The following is a 21970-nucleotide window of genomic DNA, read 5'->3' as shown; positions in this document are numbered from 1 at the left end:
AAGCAGCTCTTTATTTTTGACTCTACTTATTCCTATAGAAATTACTCATATAAGAAGAAGGAGATTCCCCTATTACTTTTTTGAAAACGCGACTGAAATAATAAGGATTCTTATAACCTAACCTCTCGCTTATCTCAGATACATTGAGAGAAGTGTTTCGCATCCAATCGATCGCTTTGTTTATTCTTAATTTCGTATGCGCTTCAATAATGCTTAGTCCTGTTTGTGTTTTGAAGGTTGCCGATACGTAACTGTAGTTCAAATTCAGATGGCTGCTTAGTTTGGTAGAATCAAAGTCCTCGTCCGTATGCTGCTTAAGAAAAGTCATAACTCTCCCAGTAACCGTTGCTCCTTTTCCTACACTTTTAGTAGCTCTGTTATACTCTTTCGTTGATTTATGAAGTTCCAAAAACAGTTGATAGACTTGAATGCTTAGCTGGACCATACCATGCTCCTTAGGCTTTTGAAAATCCTCCACTAACATTTGTAGTCTGTTTTCTAAGGTTCTATGAAAAGGCGAAGTTCCATGCTTGGGCATAGGGAATCGGTAGGCATAGTGATCAGGATAAAAAAAGTCGATTTCAGGTAGAGGGGAGTGCTCTTTATAGGATGAGTAGTCATGTACAGGGGCGTTAAAATGTACCCAATACCAGGCTGTTCCTGGCACTGTTTCAGGGCGTCCCCAATGATGAAGTCCTCTTTTCAAAAATAAATGTTCCTTCTCGTTAATGATATATTCCGTGGTCCCCTCAATGACCTGCATGCTCCCCTTGGTCACAAATACGAATACATCAAAATCCAATAGGCGGTCGTGATGCGTATACACTTCGTCTACTTGATTCCACCCCATATCCCTTATCATGGGAAACCGATCACCAGTTAAATAAACGAACGGATCCATCTTACTTGCCCCCTTATATGGCTTGTATATAGATTATACCCAAAAAAAGTATATGTAAAATACTGTTTTATGCATTCTTATCGATACTTATTGGGATTTAAAATACTATTAGGGCACAAAAAAATGGAGGTATCCCATTGCGTATGACTAAAATGAATGATTATCAGGCAGGACGGGTTAAATTGTCCGCAGGACCCCTTACAGCACGTTTCGAGCTGAACAAGAAGTACGTCTTAAGCTTAACGAATGAAAATCTGCTTCGTAATTTCTATCTGGAAGCAGGATTGTGGAGCTACAGTGGAAATGGAGGAACTACAAGCGCGACTACAACGAGTATGGACGGACCCGAGCATTGGCATTGGGGATGGGAATCACTGACTTGTGAGTTGCGTGGACATATGATGGGGCATTGGCTGTCTGCAGCAGCGCGGATCTATGCGCAAACGGAAGATTTGCTGGTTAAAGCCAAAGCGGATTACATCGTCCAAGAATTGGCGCGTTGTCAGGAGGCGAATGGAGGGGAATGGCTTGCTGCATTTCCAGAGTCCTATGTGAACAGAATAGCCAAAGGAAAGTATGTCTGGGCACCGCATTATACGATTCATAAGCTTTTGATGGGACTATACGACATGTACGCAATTGGTCAAAATAAACAAGCGCTCGATTTAATGCGCGGTTTAGCCGTTTGGTTTCATCGTTTCACCGAACCATTTAGCCGTGAGCAAATGGATGATCTGCTGGACTTGGAAACAGGCGGGATGTTGGAGGTCTGGGCAGACCTATATGGTATAACACATGATGAAACACACCTTGCATTAATCCATCGTTATGATCGCCGCCGATTTTTTGACGCCTTGTTAACAGGACAAGATGTCTTGACGAATAAGCATGCGAATACGCAGATTCCTGAAATTTTGGGAGCTGCTAAAGCGTGGGAAGTAACCGGAGAAAGACGTTTTCGAGAGGTCGTGGAGGCGTTCTGGACATGCGCGGTTACGAATAGAGGATATTACTGTACGGGGGCTGGAGATGATGGTGAATTATGGGTGCCGCCCGGTCAGATGGTGGAAAGAATGGGAGTTGGACAGGAACATTGTGTGAATTACAACATGATGCGACTTGCTCATGTACTGCTCAGATGGACAGGAGAACCACAATATGCGGACTATTGGGAGAGAAGATTTTATAACGGAGTTCTTGCTCATCAGCATGGAGAAACAGGCATGATTTCGTATTTTCTAGGTATCGGCGCGGGGAGCCATAAGAAGTGGGGATCTCCTACACAGCACTTTTGGTGCTGCCATGGAACGCTTATTCAAGCGAATGCCTCTTATGAACAGCAGATTTTCATGGAGGATATAGCGGGAGTGACCGTATGTCAGTGGATACCAGCTGAAGTTAAATTGAAGCTGGATGATACTGTAATTAACATTTGTCTGAAACAAGACGGGCAATACGGCGTCTATCCTTTGAATAATTGGAATGTTACAGGCATGACGGCGATAACGAAAATTGATATGCCGCCAATCCCTGTCCATCGACCTGATCGATTTAAGTATAGTTTGACAATGACTTGTGACATGGACGTTGAATTTACACTAAAACTTAGAGTCCCAAGCTGGGTGAAAGAAGATCCCATTATTTACGTGAATGGCGTTCAACTGACAGATCCAGTAAGACCGCAATCATTTATTGGGATTCGTAGAACATGGAGCAATGGGGATATCGTGCAGATTGCGTTTCCAAAATCATTGACAACCGAGCCACTTCCTGGCGCAAAGGAGATGATAGCTTTTATGGATGGCCCGATTGTTTTGGCAGGGTTGGTTGGATATGAACGTAGATTGGTTGGAAATCCCGATTTGCCAGAGACGATGCTCGTAGCTGATCGCGAAAGAAACCACAGCTGGTGGAATGTCGGCTACTATCGAACGAAAGGGCAGGATAAGGGAATACGCTTTATTCCTCTATATGAAATCAAGGATGAGACGTATACCGTTTATTTTCCTGTTGATCAGGCCCTTCAATAAGTTCTTAAAAAAGCGCACCTTCACATGAAATATCATCGCTCGTTTAGCGGGCGAATTCTGTTAAAATAGACTTATTCTAAATCGAAAGCATGAGGCGGCTCCCAGATGGCATCGAACCCTTTTCGGCTGCACAAAAGCATTTTTGCCAAATTTACACTCTCTTTCATTTCCGTCGGTCTCATCCCGCTGCTCATTCTCAGTTATATTTCACTGCAGACGTTCAGCGGTTTTATGGAGCGTTATGCGACGAACAATTATGAGCAAATGCTGCTGTTTGCGAGCCGAAATGTAGATGATATGTTTGTCAAATACAACAACATTTCCAAACTCATGTACTCCTACGGAGTTGGCGGCCTCTATGGCCAATTGGGACAAGCGATTGCAGCGCAAAGCAAGGAGAAAGACATTCGCTTGACGATGACGATTAACGATTTCTTGCAAACGGTGTTGTATACAGAACGTAACCTGCAAAGTGTCTTTTTTGTTTTGCCGGACGGAACTTTTCAAAGCTTATCCAAGAACAACGTTGCCCTGGATTACCAATATCAATATCCGAGGGTGGAATGGCAAGAGCAGATGAAGCTTAATCGTAACGGTCTAGGCTTTTTTTCGACACATAAGCAAGATTATTTTCTTGGGGCATCGGATCAAGTGATGACGTTTGGTCGCAACCTAACCGATGTCCTGGGGTCTTCGAAGGTCGAAGGCGAGATTGTCGGGAGCTTTTATATGGATGTTGGGCTTGGCGTGTTTAATGAGATTTTTAAGCAAATGGTTCTGAATAACCGGGATACCGTTTATGTCGTTGATAAACAGGGGATTATCCTTTATAGCAATCAGACGGAGCTAATCGGTTCTGTTTTTCATGCGAATCCATCAGATGATTTCTTGCATCTACAACAGGAAACAGCCGAGAATAACATTAAGATTGTTGGTGAGTTTTATAAAAAAGAATTGTTTCTCAAAGTCGAGCAGCTCATCAAGACGATTACGATCGTCATTGGCTTGTGTATGATTTCGTTGATTGTGGTAGCTGTCTGGTTCTCCAATCGCTTCTCCACCCCGATTCGCAGCATTACGCGAGAAATGGCAAAAGTAGAATCCGGTAATTTCGATACGAAGGTGACCGTCAAGACGGCGGATGAGCTGGGTTTACTGTCCCATGGTTTTAATAAAATGGTGGGACGGCTGAAGGAATACATTGATGTTGTGTATGTAGCGCAAATTAAGCAAAAGCAGGCGGAGCTTAATGCATTGAAAAGCCAGATCAGACCGCATTATTTGTACAATACACTGGAAGTAATTCGGATGAACGCCGTTGCGGAAGATGCGAACGAGGTTGGGGATATGATTCTATCGTTATCTCATCAGCTTAAGTATGTCCTCGATTATGGCGAAGAATCGGTTGCAATCCGGGCTGAGAAAGCGAATGTCGAACAATATTTTCAATTGATGGTCATCAGGTACGGCGAGCATAAGCTAGGCCTTGACTTCCGGTTCGATGCGGACTTAATGGACTATGCGATTCCGAAGTTATCGCTGCAGCCGATCGTCGAAAACGCCATTTATCATGGCATTATGCCTAAACCAGGGAAAGGTACAATTCGTATATCGATTGAAAAGCTGCCGGACAACCTGCTTAGTGTCACGGTGGACGATGACGGTGTAGGGATGAATGAGGATACGCTTGAACTTGTTCGTCAGAAGTTGGCTAAGGGCAGCTCACTGGATACGGGCAGCAGTATCGGGCTCATTAATGTCCATGAGCGAATTGTGGCGCTGTATGGGCAAGGTTTTGGTGTAGAGATCAATAGCAGTCAACATATTGGAACAACCGTCCGTCTTGTCATTCCTTTAACGAAAGAGGTGAGCGTCCGTGTTGAACGCCATTCTAGCAGATGATGAACCGATCATTATCAAAGGGTTAAAAAAACTCATACCGTGGGAAGAGCTCGGCATTGCAATCGTAGGTGAGGCGATGACGGGCAGAGGTTTGATGGAACAGATTGAACTCAAACAGCCTGATCTGGTCATCACGGATATTAGTATGCCGGACGGATCAGGCATCGATGTCATTAAAGAGGTGCAAAGGCGGCAGCTGCGGACGAAAATTATTTTCATCAGCGCCTATCAGGAGTTCTCTTATGCTAAGGACGCGCTCGCCTTCGGTGCGGTCGATTATTTGGTGAAGCCGATTGAGAAGAGGCTGCTGCTCGAGGCAGTGGGCAAAGCGATGACGTTGCTTCAGGAGGCGAATGAAGATCAATCCTCCAAGGGTAAGCTCGCTGTTTATGAACAAAAAGATAAAAAGACGCAGCTCGAGGAGTTGTTCGACAGGCTTACTCAAGGGGATATTCGGTGGGAGGAAGCACAGCGTAAGCTTCAAGCTTTGAACACACAGTTTACGGGTCCGTATTTCAGTGTGTTGTATGTGAAGCTTGCGCATGTACAGTTGCAGGATGGCAGGTGGGGGGAGCATGAGAAGCGTCTACTCGTGTTTGCGGTATCCAATCTGGTTGATGAGCTGATCCAACTTTATGGCAGCGGTCTCGTCTTTCGTAAAGGTGAAAATTTATGCGTCATTGTGAACCACATGCGTGTAGAGGATGATTTGCAGCGGCTTGTGAGCGAAATGCGGGATAAGATTTTATACTATCTGAAAATTCATGTGACGATCTGTATCGGAATGCCGGCTCACAGTCTACAGGACATAAGGCAATCCTACATGTCGGCCGTTGAGACGATGAACTATAGCTATTTTGAAAAGGATGGAACGATTCTTTCTTGGTCACAGAATGAACGGCGTGGCGGTTCAGATCAACTCTTGGCAGATGCCAAGCAAGCCGTGATTAAAGCGGTTATCGCCAAGGAAAAGCAGCAGGTGCAGGAGCTGTTGGGCAACTTCTTTGAGCATACTGCAGCGGGCGCCAATGGTCGCAAAGAATCGGCGATCTTAATCGTATACGCCATGCTGACGGACTTACTGGAGGAGATGTCGGCTGTGGGGATTGACCCTCAGGTGTCGTCGGAGCAGCGGAAAGACTGGCAGCAGCGGATGCATCAATTTAACTGTTTTGGTGATCTTATTGCTTTTATAAATGCCCGTATTTTGGACATACTGGAGCAAGTAAGCACCGCAGGCGGCAGCCGCGAAGCGCAGCAAATGAAGATGATTAAGGAATACATTGAGGAGCACTATAGCGAGAATATAACGCTGGAAAGCATGGCTTCCCAAGTTTTTATGAATCCGTATTATTTTAGCAGCTTCTTTAAGAAGCATACGAATGAGAATTTTAAGCAGTACGTCACGAACATTCGGATGAAAAATGCAGTCCGGCTGCTCTTGCAAACGGATTTGCTCGTTTATGAAATTGCTGAGCAGGTTGGCTATCATAATCCACGGCAATTCAGCGATATGTTCAAGAAAAGCTATGGCAAGCTTCCGCATGAGTATAAGAGTCAAATTAAAGGATAAATCGTAGTCAATCTGTTTTTCCTAAAGACAGCTTCTGCCATAGCTTCGTTTCGGAGCCTAAGCGGAGGCTGTTTTTCCATGTAGATGAAAGTTATTGCATCCGTTTTCACCTTCTTAAATTCATGCATATCAAGCTTAAAAAACTTCATTCTAAACGATTTGGGCGTATGTTAGTCTTAATTCAAACGAACAAAGCGCACAGCAAGGGTTGTTCAAAAGAAGCTACAACTAAAGGGAGGTTACTTTCAACCATGGTTAAAACTTTTTCCAAAGTACTCGTAGGATCGACAGCATTAGCACTCATTGTGGCAGGCTGCGGCAGCAAAAGTGATTCCGCAACTCCAGCATCAAGCGCAGCTCCGGCTGGCACAGCTGCAGCGACTGCAGCTCCGAAGAAAGATGTAACCTTCAGCGTCATTTATGCGACAGGCGACCCGGCGACCAAACAAGCGGTGGCTGATTCCATTGCCGCTTACACGAAAGCGAACCCGAACGTTAAAATCAAAGATTTGAGCGAAACAACGACAGCGGCATATCTGGACTTCTTAAAAACCAAAGATGCCGTTGGGGAATTCCCGGATTTAGTTGAAATGCGTGACACGCAATTGTTCGCGGATGCCGGCAAGCTGGCAGAACTTCCAAAAGATCTACAAAGCTTGTTTGAAAACGTTCCACAAGTAAACGGCAAAGTATATAATGCGCCAATCGCGCTACCTGCTCCACAAGGGATCATTTATAGCAAAAAAGCGTACGCGGATGCAGGCATTACCGATGAGCCCAAAACGTATGCGGATTTCATCGCTGTGCAGGAAAAGCTGAAAGCCAAAGGTATTTCACCGATCGTTGTCGGCGGTAAAGACATTTTCCACTGGGGCTTCTGGGTCAATAAATTTTTGATCGACGAAGTGTTCATCAAAGATGCGGACTGGAATTCCAAGCGTTCCGAAGGCAAAGTGAGCTTTACGGATCCAGGTCCGGCGAAAGCGATGCAGCTATTGACGGATCTATTTACGAAAGGCTACGTAGATAAAGGTTACATGAGTACGGCGGACAACCAAACGGCTTCCATGCTCGTGACCGGTAAAGCAGCAAGCTTATTCTCCGGTCCTTGGATGTTCCCGACGATTGCACAAGCGGATCCGAAATTTGATTTCGGCTGGTATCCGGTACCGGATCAAACAGGTGCAGTAAACGTTGTTGGTCTTGCTCAACCAGCAGGCTGGTCCCTGTCAGCTAATGCAGCGAAAGATGCCGACAAAACAGCGGCGATCTCGGACTTCATTAAGTTCTTCTTCAGCAAAGAGCAATATCCGAAATACTTGAAAGTAGCAAGCGCAATCCCATCTACAAAGGAAAAAATGAACTATGAAGCTTCCCCGCAATTGCAAGAAGTGTTGACGATGATGGCGGATCCAAATGTTAAAAAATCACTTCAAATCAATAACTTCTGGGGAGCTAACCAAATCCCGCCGCAATTCCGTAACTGGTTCTATAAATCCGTTCAAGATTGGTTAGTGAAAGGTGATTTCAGCGCAGATTATTTGAAAAAAGCGGATGCTGAGTGGGATACCGAAGTGAAGGCTATGAAAAAATAAAAGCGAAAAGGCTGCAAACGGAGAACCTCTGCGTCACTTGCGGAGGTTTTCCTGCTACTGCCTTCAAATTCATATAGGAGGCATAAGAGAATGACAAGCATACAGCCTGTTAAGAGAAAAAGAAAATGGCTAAACTTTTCCATCGTGTTTCTTGTTCCTGCACTGATCCTTTATACCTTATTCGTCATGGTCCCAACAGCAAGCAGTGTTTATCTTAGTTTTACTTCCTGGGACGGTGTTAGTCCGGATATTCGCTTCATCGGCTTCGATAACTTCGTAGAGATGTGGCATAGCGAGCGCGTGCATAATGCGCTGAAAAATACGTTAATTTTGTCTGTTGTCTTAGTTATTGTTGAAAATGTCGTGGCCCTGCTGCTGGCGATGCTCGTAGATCAGGTGAAATGGTTCCGCAATTTGTTTCGCAGCATTTTTTACTTCCCAACGTTACTCAGCGGGATTGTTATGGGGTTTGTCTGGACAATTATTCTGAATTACAACTTTGGCGTGATTACACAATTGCTTGCTAAACTCCATCTTTCCTTCTTGAACGTCGATTGGCTTGGAAATCCGGATTATGCCTTGATCTCCATCATTTTTGCAACGGTATGGAAAGGCGCCGGCTATTATATGATTATTTATTTGGCTGGTCTGCAAGGGATTCCGCCAGAGTTGACGGAAGCGGCAAGCATTGACGGAGCGAACCGATGGCAGCAATTCCGCCATATTACGTTCCCATTGCTGGCAGGAGCCTTTACGGTCTGCATGATGTTGTCGATGATTGCATCCCTCAAAATATTCGATCAGATCGCCGTCATGACGGACGGTGGACCTGGATTTGCAACAGAAACACTGACGTACATTATTTACAAAGTCGGCTTTGGCGAGCTGCGGCAAGGCTTCGGAACAGCGCTATCGCTTGTCTTATTTATTCTCATTTTGATCGTATCGCTGATTCAAATTAAGCTGCTTCGCAGCAGGGAGGTGCAGTTATAAGATGAGAAAGCAGAAAAATATACTGGAGATTCTCCTCTTTGTCCTGACGCTGGTCCTTGCTATTATCTTCTTTTTTCCCATCTACTTCAGCTTGATTTCCGCCTTTAAAAGCAATGGAGCCATTCTGCGAGATGCGATCTCATTTCCAACCAGCTGGTACGTGGACAGCTTCGTGTATCTGTGGACCAAAACAGATTTCCCTAGAGCGATGGTTAACTCTATCATTTTAACATTATGCTCGATTATCGCGATGATTGCGGTCATCCCCATGGCGGCATATGCCATTGAACGGACGAATAAAAGATGGACGAATATGGTATATGTCTACTTTCTAGCAGGTATGATGATTCCATTTCAAGTTTATATGATTCCGCTGTTCAAAGAGATGAAAATGATAGGTTTATACGGCACATTAAGCGCACCGATTCTCATCTATATATCCGGCTCGGTCGGGTTCGGCGTGTTGCTATATACAAGCTTTCTGAAAGGGGTGCCGCGTGAAATTGAGGAAGCGGCTGAAATTGACGGCTGCTCCAAGTACGGCATTTTCTGGCGGATCGTATTCCCGCTGCTTGGGCCGTGTACGGCGAGCTTGGTCGTGCTGAACGGTCTCGGCATTTGGAACGACTTCCTGATGCCAAGCTTGGTGCTGCCTTCGGATAAGCCCAAAACGATGATCGTCGAAATCTTCGGCTTCGTCGGCGAATATGCTTCTCAGTGGGACATGGTTTTCGCAGGCACGGCGATTTCAATTATCCCTGTTTTAATCGCTTTCATCGCGCTTCAGAAGTACTTTGTCAAAGGAATTGCAGCAGGTGCAACCAAAGGCTAATCACTAAACAATGGGGAAAGTGGGCAGAAGCATATGTTAAAAGAACAGGAACAAGGTTGGTTGAATGACGTTATTGATAGGATTTCAACGAAAATGGACGGGGTCAGCGAGAAGTCAAAACATAAAATTCCGTACACAACCATTAACGGAACACATGATAATCGTATCGTCGATAATCCTACAGGCACGGAGACAGATGAAATTAACTGGTGGACGAATGGCTTCTGGGGCGGCATGATGTGGCTCATGTATCATGAAACCGGCAACGAGAAATATAAAGAAATTGCGCAAATCTCCGAAAAAGAATTAGATCGTTGTTTTGATGAATTTTATGGACTGCATCATGATGTTGGATTTATGTGGCTGCCGACGAGTGTGGCTAATTATAAAGTGACGCAGAATCCGGAATCTCGCAAGAGAGCGATGCATGCTGCTGTCCTGCTCGCGGGCCGTTTTAATTTGGCAGGGGGCTTTATTCGGGCTTGGAACGATCTAGAGGGCTCCGATACGAGAGGTTGGGCCATTATTGATTGCATGTTCAATATTCCGCTGCTGTACTGGGCTTCGGAAGAAACAGGAGATCCGCGGTTCAAGCAAATTGCGATGAAGCATGCCGATACGGCGATGACGGCGTTTGTTCGAGCAGATGGATCTGTGAACCACATCGTGGAATTTGATCCGTTTGAAGGCGGCGTGATCAGATCGTATGGCGGACAAGGCTATGAAGAAGGCTCCTCCTGGACGAGAGGGCAGACCTGGGCTTTGTATGGGTACATGATGAGCTACATTCATACGCAAAAGGATGACTATTTGCAAACCGCGAAACGGATTGCCAACTATTTTATCGCGAACATTCCTGCAGATGGCGTGATTCCCGTTGATTTCCGACAGCCGAAGGAACCGAAGCTGGAGGATGATACAGCTGCAGCTATTGCGGCGTGTGGTCTGATTGAAATTGCGAAAGCCGTAGGCGAGCATGAAAAGGATCTTTACCTCGGTGCTGCGTTGAAGTTGCTCAAAACGTTGGATAGTTCCCGAATTGATTGGTCAACGGATAGTGATAGCCTGATTCAATTCGGTTCAGCTGCCTATCATTCGGCAAACCATCATCACGCAATTATTTATGGCGATTATTATTTCATGGAAGCGATTTTCAAGCTTAAAGGGAACGATTTGTATTTATGGTAATGAAAAGGAGTACAACAGCATGGATGTAAGCCGTTTGACCTTTATGGCGCTGTGGGCCATCAATGATAACTTGGATTTGAGCAGGCTGAAACAGCAGCTGGACGATATGCAAGCAACGGGGATGACTGGCGTCGTTTTCCATCCCCGCAATTACCCGGATACTCCTGTCTATATGAGCAAGGCCTATTTGAATATCGTTTCTGATCTGATTTTGCATGCGAAATCAATCGGGATGAGCTTCTGGATCTATGACGAGAACGGTTGGCCGTCGGGAACAGCAAGTGGACAAGTGATTGCTCGCCGTCCTGATTTGATTTGTGAATGGGTAGAGTGGCAGGAGGAAGCGGGTCGCGAAAGTAAGTTAAATTTTTATGCCAAAAATGCCGTTTCTTCGCTGGATCCTCAGGCGACTGCATTGTTTATAGAGATTACACACGAAGGGTATCGCAATGGTCTAGCTCCGGAGGCTTGGGCTTATGTGACAGGATTTTTCACCGATGAAGTGGCGTTTCTGGATGGTCACAGCGTCTCCGTGAAGCATGGTGACATTCCTTGGATCAGCCGTCTGCCGGAGATGTATCAAGCACGATTTGGCGAGGAGCTGCTCCCCCTTTTGCCTTTGTTATTCATAGAAGGTGAACGCAGCAGAGAGGTTCGCGTACGCTATTGGGAGCTGATTACAGATGCGCTCATCGAGGGCTTTTATAAGCCGATCCAGGATTGGTGCGCAGCACAAGGCAAGCTCTTCACAGGGCATCTGAAAGGGGAGGAGAATCCGTTCTTCCAATTGTCTTACAGTGGATCCTGCTTCCATGTGTTAAAAGGTCTGACCATGCCGGCGATTGATGCGTTGGAACGTTTCCCAGGCAATGATTTTTATCCTCGCATGGTGCACTCGGTATCCGTACAGCAAGGCCGCGAAAGCTGCCTTGTTGAAGCACATGGCGGCAGTGGTTGGGGTGTGACGCCTGAATCGTTTACGAATTATATCGTGTGGTTGGCTGGTCATGGCCTGGAGCAATTTGTCCTTCACCTCGCGCAATTCCGCTTGAAATCGGAAGCGGTACATGACTGGCCGCCATCGATGCCGCTGCATCTGACATGGCGGGATGCGCTGCCGTCCGTGCTGGACGGTATCCGCAGCAAGGTTGCCGAACTGCCGGAGCTTCGTTCGAGTCAGCCGGAATTGCTTATTGTGACACCGACACGCGGCATCATGGAACACTTTGACCCTCGAGATGCGATGGTCATTAATGAGCATAACGGGGAAGGTGTGCCAGATACGGTGAGCGGCAGATTGAGCAATCAATTCATTGCCCTTGTACAGCAGGTTCATGCAACTGGCGTACACTATGAATTGTCCGAAGAGCGCACCCTGGAGGAGATCGCTTCCGTAGATGAGGGCTGTATAACGGTTGGGCACCGGTCATATCGCAAGGTGCTCGTTGCGAACGGCTGCAGCTGGACGCGTAATACAGCTGGCAAGACGATCATCGATCGAATGCAAGCTGCTGGCGTCGAAGTGCGTACCGGAGAGGTGTTTGCAGCTAGCGCCGAGCTTAGTGAGCAACCGGTTGCGAATTCGCACCCTGCAGAAACACCTGTGCAAACAGCTTGGGCGGCAGCCATGCCCGCAGCGAACCTCTTTGCCGTAGAGTTCACGGCCAAAGAGGGCGGCAAACTGACTGCGTGTGTGGAGGCAGCAGCTTTCAGCTCGAATCCGGAGATGGAGGTTGTCCTTTTGGATAAGCCGAAGGAGCTGTCGGTGAACGGTCGTATGTTCGTCCATTACTCCTGCAAGGATGACCGCTATCGCTTCAGTGTTCCACACAGTTTGCTTGCCGAAGGCGGGAGCCTGGAGCTCCAGCTGGAATTAGCTGAAGTGGATGAGCCTAATCCTGTCGTGTTCATTGAAGGAAAATTTCTAGTTAGAAGTTTGTCGTCTTATCATGACAAGGATGCCAGACAGCAGATGACGGAGGGACCTTTTCTGCTTTCGCCAACTTCAGATTTGGCAGCGGATGATCTAGTTTCAGCAGGCTTGCCGTTTTGCGGGTGGCCGGTGACGATTACCAAAAGCTTGGAGCTAGGAGCGTGTGCTGAGCAAGTCACCTTGCAGTTAACGGGCATCAACGCTGATGCGGCGCAACTTTTTGTAGATGGTGTTGAGCTAGGCTGGACGTGGGGTCCACACTGGCAATTGGCTCTGCCAAATGAGATCTCAGCAGGCAGCCATGAACTAGTCATACAGCTCATTCCTAGCACATTTAATGTGTTCGGTCCCCATCGGCATGTGGACGGGGACCGTCATCTGACTAGCCCGGATCAGTACAAAGGCGTCAAAAACTTTGCAGATTCACCTGATGCGCCCAATCACACGCTGGGGAAGGCGTTTCATTTTGTGAAGTTTGGTATTAGCGGTGAGATCATGTTATTACGACAGGGGAGTACAACAGCATGATTCAAAATCCAATTCTACGCGGCTTCAATCCGGATGCGTCGATCATTCGGGTTGAGGATGATTATTATATTGCAACATCTACCTTCGAATGGTTCCCTGGCGTGCTCATTCATCATTCCAAAGATTTAATGAACTGGAAACCGCTGACGCGTCCTTTGGATCGGGTGAGTCAGCTGAATCTGCGCGGTGTGCCAAGTTCAGGCGGCATTTGGGCGCCTTCCTTAAGCTACTGCGACGGTACGTTTTACTTGTGCTTTACGAATGTAGTTGGTAGAAAAGGTGTATATAAAGATTTGCACAACTATATCGTGACGGCACCTTCGATTGATGGACCTTGGTCGGAACCGATCTATCTGAATTCTAGCGGTTTCGATCACTTTTTGTTCCACGACACGGATGGCCGCAAGTATCTGTTTAACATGCAGTGGGATTTTCGCAAAAACAAAAAACGGTTCGCTGGCATTATCATGCAGGAGTTCTGTCCAAATGAAAGCAAGCTGATCGGTGAGATCATGCTGATTACCGAAGGGACAGATTTGGGTGTGACAGAAGGGCCGATGGTGTATAAAAAGGATGGCTGCTACTATTTACTGGTAGCTGAAGGGGGAACGGGTCCGATGCACGCCGCCACCCTTATGCGCGCAACTTCCGTAGGGGGTCCCTATGAAGTTGATCCGGACTACCCGATGATCACAACAAGAAACACGCCGGATCATCCGCTGCAAAATGCAGGTCACGGTTCCTTGGTGGAAACGCAGCTAGGGGACTGGTACATGGTGTTCATTTGTTCCCGTCCTCTTCCGGACGGCAGCAAACTCAGTCCACTAGGACGAGAAACCTCCCTGCAGAAAGTAACGTGGACGCCGGAAGGCTGGCTGCGGCTGGCCGCAGGCGGAAAGCAGCCGCAGCTGCACATTCCTGAAACAGAGCTGACGCCGCAACCGTTTGATCCGGATCCGATCCGCGATGATTTTGATGAACGGAAGCTCAGCGTGCATTGGCACACACTGCGCGTCCCGGCTGACGAGTCATGGTTAAGCTTATCTGAGCGTCCTAGCTATTTGCGGCTCAAGGGGAGAGAGTCGCTTACCTCTTTGCACCACCAAAGTCTAGTAGCAAGACGCATTCAAAGCTTCACTTGTGAGATCGTGACATGTGTGGAGTATGAGCCGCAAGCTTTTACACAAATGGCGGGTCTTGTGCTTTATTATGATGAGTCCGATCATTACTATTTGCGCATCTCCCACGATGACCAGCTCGGCAAGCATCTGGCGATCGTTGTTAGCGATCAGGGGCAATATGATGAATTGGACACGTATGTGCCGATTCCTGAAGGACGGGTATATCTCAAAGCCGCAATGAATTTCGATCAAATTCAATTCTTTTATGGCTTAGACGGCCAGTCGTGGCAGCCAATGGGTCCGACTTTGTACTCCGGTAATCTTGCCGACAGCTACCAAAGCAAATTATCCTTTACCGGCGCTTTCGTTGGTCTTTGCGCACAGGATTTGCGCGGAACTCGCCTGCATGCGGACTTCGACTTCTTTGATTATATGGAGCTTGACGCCTAGGTTAGGCAGTTAACAATGCTGTTAGTTTATAAAAAAAACCAGTAAACCTTGAGTTTACTGGTTTTTTTGTATGTTTCGTTTTCATAAGTAACTGCTTTCTTTGTACTTTTTAATGACATAGTCAAGCCGGATTTCACATAAAACTTAACAAGGAATTGATGGTGAAAGGGAGGTGTGGAAACAAATTGCTTTGGTTACTGTGGCTTATTTTGGCCGTGTTATTTGTGATTTTTGAACTTTATACAGGCACTTTTTACATGTTAGTTCTAGCAGCCAGTGCTTTTCTTTCAATGACCACTGCAATCGTCCATCTTTCTTTTCTGATACAGCTATGTGTGTTTACGGTTGGTGCGTTCTTGATTTATGCTTTTTTGTTGCCTATTGTACGCAAGTTAATACCTTCATCCAAAGAATTGCTGCCATCACCAAATCAATTAATAGGTCAAAAGGCATTCGTAATAAGTGATATCAAACCTGGTGAAGGCGGTTTGGTTAAGGTGAACACCGAAATGTGGAGTGCATACGCAGATGAGCTGATTCAAGTAGGTGAAGAAGCAATTGTCATAGATGTTAAAGTCACGAAACTGTATGTAAAAAAGGGGCAGGTGTAATATGGTAGGGGTTATCGTCTTTCTTTTTCTTATTATTCTCATTGTTGTTGTTATCATTAAAGGGATTAGGATTGTTCCTCAACAAACCGTAGCGATTGTTGAAAGAGTAGGGAAGTTTTATAAAACACTGCATGCAGGTATTAACATCATCATCCCCATTATTGATAATGTTCGCAGTCGGCATGATTTAAGAATTCAGCAGGAGAAAGTTCCTTCCCAATCCGTTATTACCAAAGATAACGTGGCCATTGGCGTCGAGCTTGCAACATTCTTCTCCGTGGTTGATCCTAAATTAGCTACATATGGCATAGCCAATTATGTGCAAGGCATTCATAATATTGTTGCTTCGGCTTTACGCTCCACGATTGGTAAAATGGAACTTGATGAAATTCTTTCGAATCGCGACCGCATTCAGGCTGAACTGCGTCAAGCCCTGGATAATGCTTCGGAGAACTGGGGAGTGAGAATTGATCGGGTGGAAATTTTACAACTGGAGATTCCAATTGATATCCAAACTTCCATGGAAAAACAAATGAGAGCTGAACGAGAAAAACGGGCGAATATCTTACAGGCAGAAGGTGAAAAACAAGCCACCGTTCTTCGTGCAGAAGCGCAGCAGTCCGCTGTTATACTTGCAGCGGAAGCGGAGAAACGACGTCAAATTCTTGACGCTGAAGCCAAGCAAAAGTCCCAGGAACTAGAAGCTTTAGGACGTGCAGAAGCTATTAAGCTTGTTGCGAATGCAGAGCGTTCACGCATAGAAGCACTAAATGAAGCCGGTCTAAATTCGGAGATCCTTACTTACAAGTCTTTTGAGGCACTTTCCGAGATGGCCAATGGAGCAGCATCAACCATCTTCATCCCAACGGATGTAGTTAGTACATTAGGCTCAGTTGGAGCGATTGCCAAAGTATTTAAATTAGATAAAAATAGTGATCAATAAAACGGCCCAGTTCTGATACAGTGAAAAGAGACAGCCTCGTCTAACGGCTGTCTCTTCTTTCTTTTGCCATTAAGTATAGTTTAAAACTTCGAAAGTGGCTTTCCATATCTCACTAGAACATGCCACATAAGTTTCAACTCTTGAAGTACTTCTTTATAGGTTCCGCGATCGCTCCAAGCAGCGGGATTGCGTTTCAAGTCCATTACAGCCGATCCAATCATGCTCACATCGATATAATCATTTCGTGCAATACGTTTGGCCAAGGAAGGCATCGAGGGACCTCTAAAATCGGAGGGAACTTCGTTTGCCAAAAGCGCAAAGCCCATATGCCAATAGAGATCAATTGAATACTTGAGGCATATTTGCTCCAGAGTCCGGCCCGTAGGAGTACCTTTAAATGAAGGATCTGCAACGAGCACTTCCACGTCTTCCTTAAGTGAAATATCTCCATGTATCTGGGCCTCAATATAATGGTTAAGATTGCGGCTAGGCTCTTTGGTTCCTGGGTCAGAGAATGGCCTCTCTAAATTAACCGACAGATGATTGATTAATTTCTGTGGTGTCAGATTTTTTTCCCCGATAGCAAAATCTCTTAAGAATGCCTCTTTCAGGAGAGCGGCCATAATGATATCGAACTCCTCATAAGTACCTTTTTCCTTTGGGTCTTGATGAGAATCTAAATAAGTGAATGTACTACGATGTGAGACCTCCGGGGATAGAAGGAAATAGCAAGATCCGAAACGCGGTGCTGGACCATCGGGATGTAACATCAAATCCAGTGCGCCATACTTGGGACGCTGGCTATTGGTTGAGCCCATTCGTTGATAGGCGCCTCCAAAGATCTTTTTTTCCCAAAGGTCGCGTTGACCGCCAGGGTAAGCGGATACACTACCATTTGATAATAATGTTTCAAATTGGCTCTTATAAATTCCTTGCTCAAGCAGGGCCTCGGCAACGCTTTTCATCGTCGGATCCGGTCTGTCTGGATGAAAATGCAGGGCAATTTTTGCGTGCGCCTTGAGTTTGGCGACAGCTTCTTCAAATGGTTTAGACGCGATATTAGACATTTGAATAATTTCCTTCATTGCCTGCTCAGCTTCATCTTTGTGGCTTTTTGCGTACTCTGTAATATGCTCTAAAGCCAATAATTGTGAATTTGATAATTTCATGGATATAGTAGTCGCTCCTCTTCGAACAGATTAATCAATATCCATATTACCTAAATTCCCCTTATATTTGCCGGGAGAGATGCCAACGGTGCGTTTAAACATTTTCAAAAAATTAGAATAATCATTAAATCCACACAGTTCGCAGGTATCTGTGACGCTATAGCCTTCCAAGAGAATCTGTTTAGCTTTGGATATTCGTTTGAAAAGAATATATTCATGGATGTTACTACCGATATATTTCTTGAAAACTCTCCCCATATAGAATCGATCCACATAAAACTTAGTAGAAAGAGATTCAAGGGTGAGATCCTTTTCCAAATTCATATCAATGTAGTCTAATAGAGAAGTTAATAATTCCGGCATAGAAGAAAGGTTGTCCGAACGATTAACGTCTTTGAATATAATATTGATCAAGACTAGCAATTCAATGAGATAATTAAGCTTTAAAATCTTATAGCCGGCATGGGGTTTAAGATTCTCAATTTGATTAAAAAGACGTAGAAATTCATTGATTTGGCTAGGTTGAAGCGTAATCTTATTTTGTTGGCCTTTAGGTTTGTTTAGAAAACAGCTTAGAAGGTCGAGACTTGGAGAATTAAATTTGCGAACGATATGTGGTGTAAACTGTAACGTTATTCGTTCGTATACGTTATCGTTTTTGAAGGAAGGTTTATGGATTTCTTGATTATTTGTAATCATGACATCGCCAAATTTAATTGGATACATGTTCTTTTCAACGAAGTAGTTCACATCACCTGAGATTAAAAAGTAAATCTCAAACTCTTCGTGCAAATGAAAGTTAACATTACATTTATTGGGATTATAGATTCTACGTTCATAACGGATGCATTCGTCTATACTTTCATAAGCTAAGTTCATCCATATTACCTCACTTTAAATACCTGAAGATTCAGGTGAATTGTAGTGTTACTGATGCTGGTTACAATCCAGCGACAGTCGGTGAAATAATGACCGCAATCAATCTGATGTTCTATAAACTCCGGTGCTCCCCAACCTTTCCTACACTTCCATATTAAAGAAGTTTATACAAAACTATTTTACAGACTACCGTCAAGGGAATCAAGTAGCCATTCCTGCACAAAAAACGATATTTTAATCACAAAAAACTATGACTTATTTCGAGTATTATTTTAGAATAGCAAAAGAAAACGCTTTATTCTTCGTTTTTCTTCCTGCGGTCAGGCTTAACTGCACTTTAATATACGGGGAGGGGTATTGGTTGAGTCCAAAAAGAAAAGTGAAATTAGGTGTAATTGGTTTAGGCGGAATGGGAAGCAGCCATCTCAAGTATTTGACACGGATGGAGACAGTTGAAGTCGTAGCCGTTTGTGATGTTGTACATGAAAAGGCTGATAAAGCAGCAGCTCTGTACCAAACCAAGGCCTATTACAGCCATACGGAGCTTTTTGAGAAATCGGAGATAGAGGCTGTATTAATAGCCGTTCCCCATTACGATCATACGCCTATATCGATTGATGCGTTCCATAAGGGCATCCATGTTCTATGTGAGAAACCTATTGCGGTGCATGTCAATGATGCACAAAAAACGATTGACGCTTATGAAAGCGCCAAGGAACACCATCCCAATCTAATGTTTGGCATTATGTTTCAAGAAAGAACCTACCCTCACCATAAAAAGATCAAAGACATTCTTGATGGCGGCGAGCTGGGTAAATTAATCAGAGCGACCTGGATTAATACCAAATGGTTCCGATCCCAGCTTTACTACGATAGCGGTGAATGGCGTGCAACTTGGGCTGGAGAAGGCGGAGGAATTTTGACCAACCAATGTCCGCATAATCTGGATCTCTACCAGTGGTTATTCGGTCTTCCGTCACGGATCAACGGTTTTGCACATATTGGGAAATATCATGATATCGAAGTGGAAGACGAAGTGACGGCCTACTTTGAGCACGAGAACGGGATGGTTGGCCATTTTATCGTGACTACCGCTGAAACACCTGGATCCAACCGGATGGAGATCGTGGGGGAGTACGGAAAATTGGTTTATGAGGATAATCAAATTGTTTTTTATCGCACCCGTGAGTCGATGCTTCGTTTTATCAAAGAATCGCAAAGCAGGATGGGCAATGTTGAAAATTGGTACACGGAAATTCCTGTGAACGTGAATGTGCCTACAGGGCATCAAGTTGTGACAGAGAAATTTATCGAGGCGATACAAAATGGCGGCGGGGAGCTTATCGCACACGGTCCTGAGGGAATCAATGGACTAACCCTTGCGAACGCGATTATGCTTTCTTCGTTCAAAGATCAAACCATCAGGCTGCCTTTGGATGCCGACGAATACGAGAAGAAGCTGGACGAACTGATCCGAAGCTCCAAATACAAGAAGACAGTGAGACAGGATGTTTTTATGGATATCAGCTATTCCCAGGGTTAGGTCTTATCAACTCACAAAATGTCTAGGGGGAACGATCAATGAAGGGGAAACTTGGCATGGTTTCAGCTTTATCTCTTTCTGTTGTATTATTCGCAAGTGTATTAACGGGGTGCACCTCTAATGCTACGAAGCAATCAAGTACGTCAGAAAAAAATGAAGCAAGTTTATCTTCAATCCCGCTTCCTATCGTTAATAAGCCTATCACTTTAAAAATGTTTGTGCCCATGGATGCCAAAGTAGCGGCAACGATGAAAAACTATAATGAAATCGCTGTGTTTAAAGAATTGGAAAAAAGGACAGGGATTCATATCGAGTTCATTCATCCTGCATCTATGGATGGGGCAGCGATCAAAGAACAGTTTAACCTTATGGTCGCGTCGGGCGATTTACCTGATCTGATTTATTATAACTGGATAGGCGATTATAACGGCGGGCCCAATAAAGCGATCAAGGATGGCGTCATTTTGCCGCTGAATGATTTGGTAGATAAGTACTCTCCCAATCTTAAAGCATTTATGAACTCCGACCCTAAAGCGAATAAACAGCTGCGTACAGACGATGGTACGATCTATGTTTATCCCGAGGCCCAATCGCCGAATCAATATGCAAAAGTAAACCCGAATCCGAATCCTGCTTTTCAGACTTTTGGATGGCAGATCCGCCAGGACTGGTTGGAAAAACTGAATTTAAAGTCACCTGAAACGATTGACGATTGGTATGAAGTGCTAAAAGCGTTCAAAACGAAAAATCCTAGCGGCAGCGGTAAAAATGACGAAATTCCTTTGGCACCTAAGGGAGCAGGGGACCTGCAGAACTGGGTCAGAGCATGGGGGATTAACTACGGGTTTTATCATGACGGCGATAAAGTCAAATATGGACCTTACACGCCGGAGTATAAGGAAGCGCTAACAACCTTAGCAAAGTGGTATAAAGAAGGCTTGATCGACCCTGATTTTGGAATTACGGATGCCAAACAATTCGATACCAAAGTTATGGGTAACCGTGCAGGCTCATGGACGGGATCGACATCAGGAACATTCGGCAGATTCGTTCAATTGATGAAAGCGAAAGATCCGTCGGTAAAATTATCAGGAACGGTTCCGCCTTATGTTACAGGCACGAAATCCTATAATTTCAATGTTGATGAAATTAAGGTTGCCAGTGGCGGCGGTGTTGCGATATCCGCAAAAAGTAAATATGCGAAGGAAGCTGCGATGTGGCTGGACTATGGCTACAGCCCGGAAGGATCACTGCTCAATACCTTCGGTATTGAAGGCGAGAGCTACAAGATGGTGAACGGTTCGCCTCAATTGCTTCCAGAGATTACGAATAATCCACAGGGCTTGTCGATTGATGAGGCGTTATCTAAATATTCCCGAGGTTCCGGCGGTCTGGCCTTTATCATGACACCTGAAATTTGGCAGCAGCGCATGGCTTTACCTGAACAACAGCAAATTATTGGCTTATGGAAAGCAGGCTCCTACGACAGAACCATGCCGCCGGGCGTAACGCCAACCATTGAGGAATCAACCAAAATGGCCTCCATTACTTCTGCGGTTAATACGTATAGGGATGAGATATTCTCTAAAATGATTATGGGACAAGTCCCTCTTAGTGAGTTTGATAATTATATGAGCAAATTAAAAGCTATGGGAATCGAAGATGCGATCAAAATTCAGCAAGCCGCATATGACAGATACATGGCAAGGCAATAAGCCTTAACGTTGACCAGATTTGGATTGGCTAGCAGCCAGAGCGCCAGCACTTGATCGCCTCCAA

16 protein-coding genes are annotated in these 21970 nt (G+C 45.2%); 13 read left to right on the top strand and 3 right to left on the bottom strand.

What is annotated here, in order from left to right:
• Positions 1–22 precede the first annotated feature (22 nt).
• Entirely contained in the window at positions 23–901 is an 879-nt protein-coding gene (locus tag ACKTT9_RS30025) for a helix-turn-helix domain-containing protein (RefSeq protein WP_407868856.1), read from the bottom strand.
• A gap of 143 nt (positions 902–1044) precedes the next feature.
• Here ACKTT9_RS30025 and ACKTT9_RS30020 point away from each other — a divergent pair, with 143 nt between their 5' ends.
• The 11 genes from ACKTT9_RS30020 to ACKTT9_RS29970 all read left to right on the top strand — a co-directional run bounded on the left by ACKTT9_RS30020 (position 1045) and on the right by ACKTT9_RS29970 (position 16600).
• Positions 1045–2931 carry a beta-L-arabinofuranosidase domain-containing protein gene (locus ACKTT9_RS30020; protein WP_407873144.1) on the top strand — a complete coding sequence of 629 codons (1887 nt, stop codon included), beginning with the start codon at positions 1045–1047 and terminating at the stop codon, positions 2929–2931.
• Positions 2932–3036: 105 nt separating this feature from the next.
• The gene (locus tag ACKTT9_RS30015; protein WP_407868855.1) at positions 3037–4833 is read left to right on the top strand and encodes a sensor histidine kinase; all 1797 of its coding nucleotides are present in this window, start codon (positions 3037–3039) and stop codon (positions 4831–4833) included.
• The gene (locus ACKTT9_RS30010; RefSeq protein WP_407868854.1) at positions 4808–6406 is read left to right on the top strand and encodes a response regulator; all 1599 of its coding nucleotides are present in this window, start codon (positions 4808–4810) and stop codon (positions 6404–6406) included. Before ACKTT9_RS30015 ends, ACKTT9_RS30010 begins: the two co-directional genes overlap by 26 nt.
• Before the next feature lie 251 nt (positions 6407–6657).
• Complete coding sequence (locus ACKTT9_RS30005; RefSeq protein WP_407868853.1) at positions 6658–8001, top strand: ABC transporter substrate-binding protein; 1344 nt, start codon at positions 6658–6660, stop codon at positions 7999–8001.
• 90 nt (positions 8002–8091) lie between these two features.
• Positions 8092–8994 (top strand): carbohydrate ABC transporter permease, encoded by a 903-nt coding sequence (locus ACKTT9_RS30000; protein ID WP_407868852.1) that lies wholly within the window; start codon positions 8092–8094, stop codon positions 8992–8994.
• A 1-nt stretch (position 8995) separates the two neighbouring features.
• Positions 8996–9826 (top strand): carbohydrate ABC transporter permease, encoded by an 831-nt coding sequence (locus ACKTT9_RS29995; protein WP_407868851.1) that lies wholly within the window; start codon positions 8996–8998, stop codon positions 9824–9826.
• Between the two features lie 33 nt (positions 9827–9859).
• Positions 9860–11014, top strand: coding sequence for a glycoside hydrolase family 88 protein (locus tag ACKTT9_RS29990; RefSeq protein WP_407868850.1), 1155 nt, complete (start codon positions 9860–9862; stop codon positions 11012–11014).
• Positions 11015–11033: 19 nt separating this feature from the next.
• Positions 11034–13475 (top strand): hypothetical protein, encoded by a 2442-nt coding sequence (locus ACKTT9_RS29985; protein ID WP_407868849.1) that lies wholly within the window; start codon positions 11034–11036, stop codon positions 13473–13475.
• Complete coding sequence (locus ACKTT9_RS29980) at positions 13472–15046, top strand: glycoside hydrolase family 43 protein (protein ID WP_407868848.1); 1575 nt, start codon at positions 13472–13474, stop codon at positions 15044–15046. The genes ACKTT9_RS29985 and ACKTT9_RS29980 overlap by 4 nt, the downstream gene beginning before the upstream one ends.
• Positions 15047–15231: 185 nt before the next feature.
• The gene (locus ACKTT9_RS29975) at positions 15232–15657 is read left to right on the top strand and encodes an NfeD family protein (protein ID WP_407868847.1); all 426 of its coding nucleotides are present in this window, start codon (positions 15232–15234) and stop codon (positions 15655–15657) included.
• A 1-nt stretch (position 15658) separates the two neighbouring features.
• Positions 15659–16600, top strand: a complete 942-nt coding sequence (locus ACKTT9_RS29970; RefSeq protein ID WP_157318939.1) for an SPFH domain-containing protein — start codon at positions 15659–15661, stop codon at positions 16598–16600.
• 80 nt (positions 16601–16680) lie between these two features.
• On the opposite strand, the gene ACKTT9_RS29965 is transcribed toward ACKTT9_RS29970, so the two are convergent.
• Both ACKTT9_RS29965 and ACKTT9_RS29960 read right to left on the bottom strand, forming a co-directional pair.
• Complete coding sequence (locus tag ACKTT9_RS29965; RefSeq protein WP_407868846.1) at positions 16681–17769, bottom strand: DUF3626 domain-containing protein; 1089 nt, start codon at positions 17767–17769, stop codon at positions 16681–16683.
• Positions 17770–17799: 30 nt separating this feature from the next.
• Positions 17800–18648 carry an AraC family transcriptional regulator gene (locus tag ACKTT9_RS29960; RefSeq protein ID WP_407868845.1) on the bottom strand — a complete coding sequence of 283 codons (849 nt, stop codon included), beginning with the start codon at positions 18646–18648 and terminating at the stop codon, positions 17800–17802.
• A 361-nt stretch (positions 18649–19009) separates the two neighbouring features.
• Here ACKTT9_RS29960 and ACKTT9_RS29955 point away from each other — a divergent pair, with 361 nt between their 5' ends.
• Positions 19010–20191 (top strand): Gfo/Idh/MocA family protein, encoded by a 1182-nt coding sequence (locus ACKTT9_RS29955; RefSeq protein ID WP_407868844.1) that lies wholly within the window; start codon positions 19010–19012, stop codon positions 20189–20191.
• Positions 20192–20229: 38 nt separating this feature from the next.
• On the top strand, positions 20230–21906 hold the full coding sequence (locus ACKTT9_RS29950) for an ABC transporter substrate-binding protein (protein WP_407868843.1): 1677 nt from the start codon (positions 20230–20232) through the stop codon (positions 21904–21906).
• Positions 21907–21970 lie beyond the last annotated feature (64 nt).

It is taken from the genome of Paenibacillus sp. P36 (genome assembly GCF_045866505.1).
In the GTDB taxonomy this organism is placed as follows: Bacteria; Bacillota; Bacilli; order Paenibacillales; family NBRC-103111; genus Paenibacillus_E; species Paenibacillus_E chondroitinus.
The sequence above is the reverse complement of the archived record's forward strand: the minus strand, read 5'-3'. Positions and strand labels throughout refer to the sequence as shown.